Raw genomic sequence first — 12,016 nt, forward strand, 5'->3', positions numbered from 1 at the left:
AGCCTCGTAATAGGTCCGTAACCTATCACGAGGCTTTTATTTTGCCTAATAAGGATCAATCATCTGTGCCGTCATCATCGCTTTGGCGGCAAGACCGTTATGATCCAGCACCTCAATCTCCAGCTTAGTCGCTTTGCGGCTCATCTCCAGAGCTCTTGGCACAATCTTGATCTCACTGTCGATCTGCACCGGCTTAACGAAATAAGCGGTCATACTGTCCAGCAAATAATCCCGCTTCCCAGTCTCGCGGATCATTCGCCTGCCCGCCTGTGTCATAAGAGTTACTAGAACCCCCTCTGATACCATGCCAAGATAGCCGGACATCTGAGGAGTTATCGCACCTTTGTATACAGGAGTACCGTCTGGCTCCTCAGATGCCAGGAAGCCTGTCCACATCAGATCATCGAAGGTTTCCCCAGACTCCTGCTGCTTGCCCGCATATCGTAGCGCATCTAATACCTCCTGCCGGCTAATAACACCTAGCAGCTTACGATGGCGATCGACAATCGGCAATAGATCAATACCTTCGACAGCCATTGTATGTGCGGCAGAGGTCACGGTAATATTAAGTGCAGCTGTTATCGGATGACGGGTCATATGCTTATCCACGGTCTGATCCTCAGGTGAGCCGACCGCATCCTTCGCAGTCATCATACCAACCACTTTTCCCCTGTCATCAAGAACAGGAAAGCGCCTTTGTCCAGTCTCGCGGCATAGATTGTGAAAATCAAGTATCGTATTGCCTGTCCTTAGCACATCGGCTGGTTTACTGAAGGTCATCAAATCTTCTATTAACAAAATCTTGCGTTTGATCAGGCGGTCATACATCGCACGGTTAATCATGGATGCGACTGTAAACGTATCATAACGGGAGGCGATAATCGGCAGACCATTCTCGTCTGCCAGCGCCTTTACTTCATCACTAGGCTCGAATCCTCCCGTAATGAGCACTCCCGCCCCCTGCTCTAGAGCACATTTGTGCGCTCCTGCTCGGTTCCCTACAATAAGCAGGCTTCCCTCATCAATATAACGAAGCATTGCATCGAGCTCCATCGCACCGATTACCAGCTTATGCAGCGTTTTATCGAGCCCAGAAGCACCTCCGAACAGATGCCCCTCTACGATCTCGGCTACCTCGCCGAACGTCAATTGATCCAGCGCCTCTCGCCTTTTGCGATCAACCCGGACCGTTCCTATTCGTTCTTTCGTTGTGACAAGTCCGGAGGCTTCAGCCTCCTTAATCGCCTTGTATGCCGTGCCTTCGCTTACACCAAGCGTCTTCGCTATAGCTCGTACCGATATTCGAGTGCCGATCGTCAGCTCTTGGATATGCAGCAGAATTTGTTCCCGCTTCGTTCCCGTCTCTGTTCCCGTGCCTGTTGTGTCTATGAGTGTCCCCTCCTAAAGGTTTTGCGGAGCAAAACCGGCTTCGGAAGCATATGCTTTGGTTTTGCGGAGCAAAACCGGCATCTAGAGCATATGCTTAGGTTTTGCGGAGCAAAACCAGCAGCCCTAAACCATGTCCGGATTGTATCATCTGGTTTCATTATACCAATCCAGCTTAACGGAGGCGACTTTCAGTTTGGCATCTACCTCTTCACCATTCACGCCATGGAATCTGTACTTGTCCAATATATGCTGCAGCGTCTGCGTGTTGATTGCTTCTGAAGCACCTTTAACAACGAAAGACTTCCAGTCATAATGAATAGGCACAGGATATCTCTGATGATAGATCGATAATTGCTCAATAATCAATTCTTGAGGCGGAATTTCTTCATACTGGCTGGAGAAGAGAAAGGTAACCTTCTCGCTGAAGGGCCTGGAGATCACATCCGATTTCAGATCAATAATATATTCTACGAATTGGGAGTGGGGATCTACCCGACACTTGAAGTTTCCTATTGCCTGCACAGCTTTTTCCTTCTTATGTAACAGCTTAAACGTGAAATGAACTTGAAATTGGACATGCTGATAATAAGTTTGTACTTTTCTGAAAAACTCAAACTCATCAACCATATTGGATTACTCCTTGCAAAAAGTTCCTATTAAGGAAATTATGTTATTTGGTTCTACCTTTTTACACAATTATAATAAAAACCCTGACATATAGTCAATGACTATAGTCACTATTTTTAATCCATACTATAGAGAGTTGTTGCAGGACTGTGAAACCTCTATCTTTAGGCTGAGGTGACGATTGTGAATAAATTCGCCCGATACATAGGAGAAAATATCCGTACATTGCGCAAATCGAAAGGGCTAAGTCAGGAGCAACTCGCGCTTCGAGCCGAAATCAATGCCTCTTATATGGGTCAGGTAGAGCGTGGCGAAAAAAGTCCAACTATCGACGTATTAGCCAAAATTGCCAGTGCGCTTAACAGCCCGCTTGAGCAAATTGTGAATATCGAGCCAACGACTCCACACGAGGAACCAGACAACAGCTATGCGGACAAAATCGCCAATCAGCTGCATGGCCTGTCGCTCAAGGAACAAGAAGCTGTATACAAATTCGTCAAGCAGATCGTTCAATTTAGAGATTTGGATTAGGCTTCCGCCAAGTATTCCCATCAATACGTTTCATCTGTCTGCAACACAAAGCAAAGAAGGCTTGGCGATTAACTCGCCAAGCCTTCTTCCATTCCTCTGTTACCCTCTCTCACCGCGATTAGAACGGCCTGTCGCGGCCTGCTGCAAGCGGCGCTCCCACGCTCTTCTCTTCGCTCGTTTAATGCGCTCAAGCTCCTTGCTCTTCTCCTCGTCGATAAACAGCAGCACACCCAAATGTGCGGCTACAACGACCAGTGCAAGGCCAATCCATACGGCTGCAAATATACTCGTCCCGTTCCATGGTGCGCCTAATTCCAGCCTAGGAAGCCCGTAGACTAGCATCGCCAGAGCAGCTAGCAAATATAATACATGGCGGCGTTTACCCTTCAGCATGTTATTCACTCCTTAGAAATTATCGCAGCAGAAGCTCACTACGTAAGCTTAAGACACAGCACCCTCTTGTCCACGCTACCATTCTATGAGTGAATACATGCAGATATGCCTCTATGAAATCATTCTAGTAATCAACGATGGATCTTAACACGTCCGACATGATGCGGTTGACATCTTCATACACGACAGAGAAGCGGCGTTCCGCATCCAGCAGACGGCTAATAAGGGGATTAAGTGAAATGACTTCGTATAGCTTGTTCAACGATTCCATATCGCTTGCTGATGGCTCTTCTCCGGACATCATTTGCTGCTGCAGCTCATTCTGGCGAGTACGGAAATCATCCAGCATTCTTTTGGCATCGGCGTCTGCTTCTGCCGCCTCTTTCGCTTCCTTCAGCTGCTTAGCTTCAATGCTTTCTTTCAGTGCCTTTGCTAAATCATACGCTTTGTCATAAACATTCATTCAATTTCCTCCAGATTTCAGTTTATTGGCCAATCACCAAGGGATAGATGTCCTCATATGATGAGGTAATTCGTGCAAAACACCTAGAGGCCTATACCGTCATCCTCCTGCTTGGAAGGAGCTCTACGATGCTCAAATCAAAAGTAGCCGTTCAGGTGATCAGCTCAGGCATGCTTCCGGAAGATACGCTCATGTTAGGCGAAAGCTACCTGAAGCAGTGGAAAATTCCTCAAGGCCAGCCGGTCGTGTTGAAATTCGGAGCCTTCGGGCGACACGTCAAGGTCCTTCCGGTAGCCAAATACGACGGCATGCGAATCAGCCAGACTCTTGCTAGACAGATGGGCATTCTAGGTAACTCCACGCTTAGAATCCAATATAAGGCTGGCTCCTTCATGCTTGTACTGGGTCCACTGATCGGCGTTCTTGTCAGCCGTGATTATCCGAATACACCTGATAAGCCATTCGGATCGATCACCATGTTCTGCAAGGAGCTTGTTGACGGCTGTGCCGCACAAGGAGCTCACGTGTATTTCTTCACACCGAATCATATCGGTAATAACTTCAACTCTGTAGAAGGCTGGATCTATTCGGATGGCTGGCGACGGACGTCAATGCCAGTACCGGATGTCATTAATAACCGCCTGACTTCTCGCAAACTGGAGAACAAATCCAGCGTACAACATTTTCTGAAGGAAGTAAAACTGAAGCACAAGACCGTCGTTTTCAACGAAAAGTTCCTAGACAAATCCGAAGTGTTCGAAGCGCTCAAAAAGGATGAAACACTAGGACGTTACTTGCCGGAGTCTCATTCACTCCGCAGCTTCACGACACTGAAGTCAATGAGCACCAAGTATAACAACGTGTTTCTGAAGCCGGTTAGAGGCAGTCTCGGGAAAGGCATCATCCGAGTATCCAAGCTCGAGAGCGGAGCCTATCAAGCCTCGTTCGCAACAGCAGCTGGCTCCCGCAAGCAGCAGTATCCGAACCTATTGAAGCTGTTCTCCACCATCTCAGCCAAAATGAAAACCGTCCGCTACCAAATCCAACAGGGGCTGCAGCTAATTGAAATCCAGAAGCGTCCTGTTGATTTCCGTGCTCTTGTACAGAAGAACACAACAGGCAAGTGGACGATAACATCGATCGTCGCACGCACGGCCGGAAGCCATCATTTTGTATCGAATCTCGCTCGCGGCGGGACGCTCAGCACCGTCTCGGAGGCCGTTGCCAAATCCAACTTGACCGTCGGCAGGGCCGATGCATCCAGCAGGCTGCGAGCAGCTGCCCTTCTTATTGCCAAAGGAATAGATACCCATATACCCGCTCATTTCGGCGAGCTTGGTATCGATCTAGCCATTGATTCCAGCGGTAAAGTATGGCTGATCGAAGTGAATTCTAAGCCTTCCAAGAACGATAATACGCCGCTGAACGACAATAAAATTCGTCCGTCAGTCAGAATGGTCATTCAGTATTCTCGCTTTCTGTCGGGCTTCTAATGGGAGGTGCCTATGGTACCCGCACTTATCACGCTTGGTATTCTCGTAGCTGCTATTGATATGCCGGCGGCTGATCGGGCTTCCAGCATGACTGGCCTTCCCGAGCCGCAATTCTACCAAGAATTAAGCTTGGCTGCCGCGCCGCTAGGCATCGATCTATTCGTGTTCTCTCCAAGGGAACTGAGCAAGCACAGATTAACAGGCTATCGTTACCGCGAGGAACGGTGGGTGCAAGGGCCATGTCCCCTTCCAGACCTCATTTATGACCGCTGCTATTATAGAAGCGCTGAACAAAGAGACGCTTGCCGCAGAGCTCTAGAAGAGATAGCAGCCCGCAAGCCTTGTATAACGATAAGCAGCAATCTTCCTTCCAAATGGGATGTCCACGCCTGCTTAGCCAATTCGCCAGTAGTGCTCCCTTATTTGCCTCCAACGAATAGGTATAACGGCAGCATCAGCCTTAGCAGATTGCTGGAGCGTTATCCGGCAGGAGGACTGTTCTTGAAGCCGGCATCTGGCATGCAGGGAAAAGGCGTCATGCATGTGAGACGCAGCCTCCTTGAGCAGCGATGGCAGGCTTCGGGAAGAACACGCCAGAACCGGATGTTCCGGCATTCTTTTGACAACAGTACCTCTCTAGAAGAGTGGGTCAATCGTTTCATAGGAAACGCTGCGTACATCGTCCAGCCCTACTTGGCGCTTAAAGATAGAGACGACAGACCGTTCGATCTCAGGGCGCTTATTCAAAAAAACGAACGAGGACGCTGGTCTCTTACAGGTACCGCAGTCCGCACGGGCCAGAGCGGTTCCCTTACGTCGAACCTGCATGGCGGAGGGATTGCCCAAGACGCGACAGAACAGCTTGCTTCCCAGTTCGGTCTAAGCAGAGCAAGCCAGATGCTTAAGGAAATAAGCGAACTCAGTCTCTATGCCGCCGACAAGCTGGAGAACAGCTTCGGCCGCTTCGCTGAATTTGGCTTCGACTATGGAGTCGATCAAGATGGGCGAATATGGCTGCTTGAGGTCAATTCCAAGCCAGGAAGATCATCATTCCGTCAGCTTGGGAACAAGGAAGCTGCTAGGCTGTCCATTGAACAGCCTCTCTATTATGCGCGATTGCTGTCACGACGTTTGTTCCGCCCTACATTTCCAACGAATCTGCAATAGGCCGTCTTCCACACCTAACTAAGACAGAGGGTTACGGTCTGACAACGTTCAGGAGGTTCATCCATGAGTTTGACAACTTGTAACGTGCATTTCTCGCAACAATCCAATAAAGTCATCTACTTGTCTAACACGCTTCTGAAGGAGCTTAAGCTATCAGGCAAAAAAACCATTCAGCTGAAGCTGGGCAAAGAGGTCATCACCGCGGCTGTCAGACCAGTTAAACGTCAGGGCAATCATATCTATTTGTCGGCAAGCATCCGCCAATCTATCCGGGTGCCGAAGGCAGGCACTATTTATCTGCTGGCCTCCGGCGACAATGAATTGCAATTGGGGCCGCTAGTGGGCATATTAAGCGACTCCAACTCCCCGTCCACCGACAGTACGCCATTCGGAGCAAGGACCGGATTTATTAAGCAGGTCATTAAATCAGGAGATCGTACGGCTTATCTGTTCGGCTTCACACCTAGTGATATTAACTGGCAGCAGGAAACGGTGAATGGGTATTTCCTCAATTCCCAAGGCGGCTGGTATCGTAAAATCGTTCCATTGCCAGACGTTATCTACAATCGACTGTCAAGTCGCAAAGCCGATACCTCCGCATCAATAAGCTCGCTTAGGGAACGGTTCGTTCGCAAAAAAATTCCGTTCTTCAATTGGAGCTTCTTCAATAAATCCGATGTCTATAAGCTGCTCGACAATGATCCTGAAGCGCTCCAGCATTTGCCGGAATCCGTCTCTGGCCCTTCATCCGAGAAAATCAAGGAAATGCTGGAGAAGCATCATTTTCTATACTTCAAACCAACGGCAGGCAGTCTAGGGATTGGTATCTACAGACTAACCTATCATCCGAAGCGCGGCTATTTTGCCCGTTACCGCAAGGGAGACCGCAACGTTCTTCTCCGCTTCTCTAATTTCCAAAGTCTGATCCGCATGCTCCATGCCCGTCATGGCAGCTCCCTTGGCAACTACGTGGTGCAGCAGGGCATTCGCCTCGTTGAGATCGATGGGTGTCCCTTGGACTTCCGCTTTCATATGCACAAGAACGGCAAGAATGAGTGGGTTCCTGCTGGCATTGGTGCCAAAAAAGCTGGACGCGGCAGCGTTACGACTCATGTCAAGAACGGCGGCTCCTTGATGACTCCAGAGCAGGCGCTCCGAAGCACTTTCGGCGATGAAGCCAAGGAGGTGCTTGATAAAGCGAAGAAAGCAGCCATCAAGCTGTCTGAGGCGATTGAGCGCAACTACCCGCATCGCCTGGGTGAGCTTGGCATCGATATCGGTATTGATAAAGACCGTGAAGTCTGGATGTTCGAAGCGAACGCCAAGCCCGGGCGCTCTATATTCAAACACCCCTCGCTTAAATCAGAAGGGCGCGCTTCGATTGATTACATCATCGAGCACTGCCTGTACTTGAGTAAGTTTCAAGGAGGGAACAGCTGATGGAGAGCTTGCTGCCGGATCAAGAGGAGCTTGCAGAAACCCGGTCTGGGCGACCGGTGCTCGCGATTTTGACCATTGAAGATGATATACAGCTTTTCCGGGGCAATCGCAGCAACTTCGCAGATCTCATCCGAATAGGCCGTGAAAAGGGCTTTATCGTATATGTACTGACTGTAAAAAACTTATTTCTAGGCCGTTCAAGCCTGAAGGGCTTCGTATTTAATGAACAGACAGAGAGCTGGCAGCAGCGGCTGCTGCCGGCTCCGGACATTATCTATAATCGGATCCCGCTGCGCGAGGATGAGATGCAGCCTTCCGTTAGAAATAAAATCGCGGCCTGTGCCAAGGATTCCCGGGTCCAATTGTTCAATCCTTCTTTTTTCAACAAATGGTATCTGTTCGAATGGCTGCGGCAATCCAAGACTACCAAACCTTATATTCCGACGACACGGAAGCTAATAAGCGTGAACGGCCTCAGCAAGTTGATGCAGAAGCATCCGTATCTATATTTGAAGCCGGAGAGCGGCAAAGCGGGCAAGGGGATCATGACAATCAAGGTTCATTCCGAGAAGCAGCTTCCCTACCGTCTGAAGATTCAAGAGGACAAAAAAAGCGCCACTTACAATTGTGCTACCATCTCCAAGCTCTGGACCCGTATTCAGAAGCAAAGCGCAGGAGAGCCTTATATCGCACAGCAGGGTATCCAGCTCGCTTCCTATAATGATCGAAGATTCGATCTGCGTGCTCTTGTTCAGAAGAATGAGCGGGGCAAATGGGATTTAACTGGCATTGGAGCTCGGGTCGCAGGTTCCTCCAGCATTACAACCCATGTTCCGCGCGGGGGAATGATCGAAGATCCGGAGAAGCTGTTAATTAGTTCATTTAATCCTGATCAAGCGCGTAGAATACTCATAAAAGCAAAGCAAACCGTTCTGATTATCGCAAGGCAAATCGAGCGGGGCTCAGGACAGCTCCTTGGCGAAATGTCAATGGACCTTGGCATAGACGGTACGGGAGGCATCTGGTTCTTCGAAGCCAACTCCAAGCCGATGAAATTCGACGAACCGCATATTCGACAGAAATCACTTGAGCGTATTTTTCAATACGGCTCGTATCTGACCAGAACGAAGACAGAGAAAACCGGAGGCGTATAACAAATGGAGCTTCAGCTGCTTACCCCCGAGCAATGGCTATCGGAGCGAAAAAGACTTCTCGGCTTTGCCGTCCGCTTCGGGGAAAAGCGGCTAACGGGTGCTGCCATTCACGCGCTTCGCCTGCTTGACCCCTCCCTGCTGGCCGCGGATAGTCTCGCACAATACGGAGCCGTAATAGCCGTTGCTAAGCTAGGCAATCGGATCGTTGGACTCGGCTTTGCAGCGGATGGCGGCGAGCAAGGCTGCTTCGTGGTCACTCATCCCGATACACGAGGAATTGGCATTGGCGCAGCAGTCGTTCAGGCGATGATTAATCGTCTAGGACGGCTGTCCTGCCATGTCGCTATAGATAATGTACCCAGCATGGCATTATGTTTTCGGCTAGGCATGAATGCTGTCTCCATGCATACCGGCCCAACGGGTAAGCCTACGCTCCGCTTCGAAAGGAGACCCGAAGATGACGCAGCCCATCTTAGGAATATTAACGCTTTATCTCAATGATAATGGCAGGCTTGAAGAACGTGATATTTATCAGAAAATGACTCTCGAGGGTCGAAAGCTTGGACTCGATATCGTTGTTTTCACCCCGCAGGATGTTAATTATAAGTTGAATCGCATCCATGTGATGATGTATAACCCTGAAACCAAGAAGTGGTCGAGGAAATGGACGTCTTTCCCCCATATGATCTACGATCGCTGCCGGATTCAGCACTCTTATCGATTCGAACAGCTAAGACAGTTCCGCAAGCGCTACAGCAATCTTACCTTTCTGAACCGCCCGCTTCGCAACAAATGGACGATTCACCGCATTCTGAGCAAGGATACCCGCTTCAAAACTTACCTGCCTGCTACACATATGATTGACAGCCATTCCGATGTAACCGACATGCTGCGCAAGCATTCGCTCATCTACCTCAAGCCGATTAACGGTACTGGTGGCCGCGGCATACTGCAGATCGAGCGCAGACGAGACGGTTTGTTATATATTCAAGGCCGAGATCAATCCCGCAAAATCATTCATCCGCGAAAAATCTCCGCTGCGGCATTAAGCAATTATTTGTCCGGCTGGGATCTGAAAGGCATTCGTTATCTGGTGCAGCAGGGTATTCGCCTGAAGCTGCCAAGCGGACGTGTTCATGATTATCGCATGCTCGTCCAAAAAGATGACAGCGGCGAATGGAAGGTGACCGGCTGTGCTGGCCGTGTTGGTGCTGTTGGCAGCGTGACCTCCAACCTCCACGGCGGCGGTCATGCGAAGGCGATGAGCAGCCTTCTTAAGGAGTGGATCGGCAGCGAGGAGAAGGTTGCTTCCATTACAGCGGAGGCCGAACAATTCAGTGTCAACATCGCGGAATATCTGGAGCTCAGCTATGGACGTCTGTGTGAGCTGGCTCTCGATCTAGCGATTGACCGTAAAGGCCGTATCTGGATGCTGGAGGTCAATCCGAAGCCTGCTAGAGAGGTGTTCGCTCAGGCAGGAGAGAAGGAAACTTACCGCAAGGCCATCATTCGGCCGCTGGAATATGCGCTCTGGCTGCATGCCCAGAAGAAGAAACGGAAGTCGAAGCAGCCCTCCGCTACCGTCGCCAACTCTCCAACCCAGCCGCCTGCTGAAAACACGCAGTCGAACGCAAAGCCTACAACCTAATAGAGCAGCTCCCCAGCCGACATCTGTATGGCTCGGGAGCTGCTCTTGTTGTGTGATGCTGACTTTTGTGCTGCATTCCGCCCTCTCGCAGCCTGATTCGGCCAATAATGATGACTTTTGTGCAACATTCCGCCCTCTTGTAGCCTGATTCGGCCAGTAATGATGACTTTTATGCAACATTCCGCCCTCTTGCAGCCTGATCCGGCTAATAATGATGACTTTTGTGCAGCATTTGGCCTAGGCCCTCTCGCGGCCTGTCTTACAAATAAAATATAAGCCCGAGGAGTAGCACTCCCCGGGCTCATTCTGCTGCTTCATGTGCAGTCAGCCTTACTATTGCATTAACTCAACCAGCTCTGGCATGCTGGCAATGAGCGCATCTGAGCCATCCAGCTCAGACTCACGCCCATAGTTCGCATATGCGCAGCCAATGACAACTAATCCGTTGCTTTTGCCAGCTTCAACATCAGAGGAACGGTCACCTACCATCCAAGCATCTTGGATACCATGATCAGCAAGCAGCTTGGCAACGAGATCCACCTTACTTGTCGTCTGGAACTCCCCAGCGCTGTATAAACCATCGAACAGCTCAGCAATGCCTTTGAGACGGGCAACTTCCTTCACATAATCCTCAAGCCCATTGCTGGCTACGAATAGCTTAATCCCCTGCTCCTTCAACCGTCTAAGTGTCTCCGCAGTCTGTGGGTATAGATTGCCCTTGCCTGCCTCCAAGTCCTCAATCTCATACTGCAGCATCAATTCATCAGCCCGTTTGCGCGCTTCCTCTGAGCTATCCGGCATGATTTTGCGCCAAATGTCCTCCAGCACCATTCCCAAGCAGGCGAGCAGACCTTCTACTGGAGGTGTCTCATGCAAGTAGAGACCTTCCTCCTTCAGCGTCTCGAATAACCGTCTATGTACAGACACAAGCAGTGTTTCTGTCTCGAACAATGTACCATCCATATCAAAAATAACCGCTTCAGGCTTACTAAATGTAACTGTTGTCATTTGCTTATCCCCTTATTCCATTTTGCAACTATCATACTGGATATCCATTTCACGCCGCAAGATACAACTGGAGTGAATATTGCTAATTTATTGTGTTGTTTGCTCGTAATGCCCACCTATGTACCTATCCTAATCAAATAATTGCCAATGACCTTATTCCATTCTAAAACCCAGGGAACGGCTTGCGCCCGATGAAGCCTTCCTCCCAGCCATGATAATGAGAAGCCGATTCCTCACCCTGCCTCCAGCAGATCAGCACGCTCTGCCCATCCAGCTCTGCGGGGAAATCAATCAGACCAGGGTTGATCATCTTGAGGAATACTCCTTTTAACGAGAAATTGGTAATTAGGAGCTCCGCTTCCATTCGCAAAAAATCAATTCGACCCTCGTCCTCGAAGAATGGATCCTGGGTGCCAAGAAGAGTGGCAGACAGCTGCTCATGCTTTACTTTATTCATCTCCAGCTCCAGACTCTGATCCTCGATCTCCTGTATGAATTGCTGCAGCTTGCGCAAATCCTCTTGCAGCTCTGGCAGCAGCTCGTTGGCTTCCTGAATCGTAAATGTTCTCAACTGCATCATCATTCACCTCCCATCTACAAAGTGTACTAAATCATGTACAAGAATGCTATTCGTTGTCAGAATCCGTGGAAAAGGAATGTTAGCTAGGGGGACGGAGCTGTAATAGATCGCGCGTGCTGTCAC

The 12,016-nt window shown here is 49.6% G+C and carries 13 protein-coding genes; 7 read left to right on the forward strand and 6 right to left on the reverse strand.

Translation table 11 applies throughout. The features are described 5' to 3' along the window. Window positions 1–45 precede the first annotated feature (45 nt). Entirely contained in the window at window positions 46–1,389 is a 1,344-nt protein-coding gene (locus tag AC6ESP_RS07345) for a DRTGG domain-containing protein (RefSeq protein WP_497096108.1), read from the reverse strand. A 144-nt stretch (window positions 1,390–1,533) separates the two neighbouring features. Further along, a complete protein-coding gene (locus tag AC6ESP_RS07350) occupies window positions 1,534–2,016 on the reverse strand; it encodes a hypothetical protein (protein ID WP_497096043.1) in 483 nt (160 codons plus the stop codon). 183 nt (window positions 2,017–2,199) lie between these two features. Between AC6ESP_RS07350 and AC6ESP_RS07355 the strand changes: the two genes are divergently transcribed. Beyond that, window positions 2,200–2,547, forward strand: coding sequence for a helix-turn-helix domain-containing protein (locus AC6ESP_RS07355; protein WP_497096044.1), 348 nt, complete (start codon window positions 2,200–2,202; stop codon window positions 2,545–2,547). A 99-nt stretch (window positions 2,548–2,646) separates the two neighbouring features. On the opposite strand, the gene AC6ESP_RS07360 is transcribed toward AC6ESP_RS07355, so the two are convergent. Together AC6ESP_RS07360 and AC6ESP_RS07365 are read right to left on the reverse strand one after the other, a co-directional pair. Then, entirely contained in the window at window positions 2,647–2,940 is a 294-nt protein-coding gene (locus tag AC6ESP_RS07360; protein ID WP_497096045.1) for a hypothetical protein, read from the reverse strand. A 124-nt stretch (window positions 2,941–3,064) separates the two neighbouring features. Further along, window positions 3,065–3,403: a YlbF family regulator gene (locus AC6ESP_RS07365; protein ID WP_497096046.1), complete on the reverse strand. Its 339-nt coding sequence runs from the start codon at window positions 3,401–3,403 to the stop codon at window positions 3,065–3,067. Between the two features lie 128 nt (window positions 3,404–3,531). Between AC6ESP_RS07365 and AC6ESP_RS07370 the strand changes: the two genes are divergently transcribed. From AC6ESP_RS07370 to AC6ESP_RS07395, 6 genes are all read left to right on the forward strand, one after another. Further along, window positions 3,532–4,896, forward strand: a complete 1,365-nt coding sequence (locus AC6ESP_RS07370) for a YheC/YheD family endospore coat-associated protein (protein ID WP_497096047.1) — start codon at window positions 3,532–3,534, stop codon at window positions 4,894–4,896. A 12-nt stretch (window positions 4,897–4,908) separates the two neighbouring features. Further along, window positions 4,909–6,063 carry a YheC/YheD family endospore coat-associated protein gene (locus tag AC6ESP_RS07375; RefSeq protein WP_497096048.1) on the forward strand — a complete coding sequence of 385 codons (1,155 nt, stop codon included), beginning with the start codon at window positions 4,909–4,911 and terminating at the stop codon, window positions 6,061–6,063. A 63-nt stretch (window positions 6,064–6,126) separates the two neighbouring features. Continuing rightward, a complete protein-coding gene (locus AC6ESP_RS07380; RefSeq protein ID WP_497096049.1) occupies window positions 6,127–7,503 on the forward strand; it encodes a YheC/YheD family endospore coat-associated protein in 1,377 nt (458 codons plus the stop codon). Further along, window positions 7,503–8,657, forward strand: coding sequence for a YheC/YheD family endospore coat-associated protein (locus AC6ESP_RS07385; protein ID WP_497096050.1), 1,155 nt, complete (start codon window positions 7,503–7,505; stop codon window positions 8,655–8,657). The genes AC6ESP_RS07380 and AC6ESP_RS07385 overlap by 1 nt, the downstream gene beginning before the upstream one ends. A gap of 3 nt (window positions 8,658–8,660) precedes the next feature. After that, complete coding sequence (locus tag AC6ESP_RS07390) at window positions 8,661–9,158, forward strand: GNAT family N-acetyltransferase (protein ID WP_497096051.1); 498 nt, start codon at window positions 8,661–8,663, stop codon at window positions 9,156–9,158. Continuing rightward, window positions 9,115–10,305, forward strand: a complete 1,191-nt coding sequence (locus AC6ESP_RS07395; protein ID WP_497096052.1) for a YheC/YheD family endospore coat-associated protein — start codon at window positions 9,115–9,117, stop codon at window positions 10,303–10,305. The genes AC6ESP_RS07390 and AC6ESP_RS07395 overlap by 44 nt, the downstream gene beginning before the upstream one ends. Before the next feature lie 333 nt (window positions 10,306–10,638). On the opposite strand, the gene AC6ESP_RS07400 is transcribed toward AC6ESP_RS07395, so the two are convergent. Together AC6ESP_RS07400 and AC6ESP_RS07405 are read right to left on the reverse strand one after the other, a co-directional pair. Then, entirely contained in the window at window positions 10,639–11,313 is a 675-nt protein-coding gene (locus tag AC6ESP_RS07400; RefSeq protein ID WP_497096053.1) for an HAD family hydrolase, read from the reverse strand. A gap of 163 nt (window positions 11,314–11,476) precedes the next feature. Continuing rightward, window positions 11,477–11,890, reverse strand: a complete 414-nt coding sequence (locus AC6ESP_RS07405) for a DUF2203 domain-containing protein (protein ID WP_497096054.1) — start codon at window positions 11,888–11,890, stop codon at window positions 11,477–11,479. Window positions 11,891–12,016 lie beyond the last annotated feature (126 nt).

It is taken from the genome of Paenibacillus xinjiangensis, assembly GCF_059686975.1.

Bases quoted from the DNA above. Each gene is read 5' to 3' on its own strand.
- AC6ESP_RS07390 (WP_497096051.1), top strand. From the start codon at position 8,661: ATGGAGCTTCAGCTGCTTACCCCCGAGCAATGGCTATCGGAGCGAAAA.
- AC6ESP_RS07395 (WP_497096052.1), top strand. From the start codon at position 9,115: ATGACGCAGCCCATCTTAGGAATATTAACGCTTTATCTCAATGATAAT.
- AC6ESP_RS07400 (WP_497096053.1), bottom strand. From the start codon at position 11,313: ATGACAACAGTTACATTTAGTAAGCCTGAAGCGGTTATTTTTGATATG.
- AC6ESP_RS07405 (WP_497096054.1), bottom strand. From the start codon at position 11,890: ATGCAGTTGAGAACATTTACGATTCAGGAAGCCAACGAGCTGCTGCCA.
- AC6ESP_RS07360 (WP_497096045.1), bottom strand. From the start codon at position 2,940: ATGCTGAAGGGTAAACGCCGCCATGTATTATATTTGCTAGCTGCTCTG.
- AC6ESP_RS07380 (WP_497096049.1), top strand. From the start codon at position 6,127: ATGAGTTTGACAACTTGTAACGTGCATTTCTCGCAACAATCCAATAAA.
- AC6ESP_RS07350 (WP_497096043.1), bottom strand. From the start codon at position 2,016: ATGGTTGATGAGTTTGAGTTTTTCAGAAAAGTACAAACTTATTATCAG.
- AC6ESP_RS07370 (WP_497096047.1), top strand. From the start codon at position 3,532: ATGCTCAAATCAAAAGTAGCCGTTCAGGTGATCAGCTCAGGCATGCTT.
- AC6ESP_RS07375 (WP_497096048.1), top strand. From the start codon at position 4,909: ATGGTACCCGCACTTATCACGCTTGGTATTCTCGTAGCTGCTATTGAT.
- AC6ESP_RS07365 (WP_497096046.1), bottom strand. From the start codon at position 3,403: ATGAATGTTTATGACAAAGCGTATGATTTAGCAAAGGCACTGAAAGAA.
- AC6ESP_RS07385 (WP_497096050.1), top strand. From the start codon at position 7,503: ATGGAGAGCTTGCTGCCGGATCAAGAGGAGCTTGCAGAAACCCGGTCT.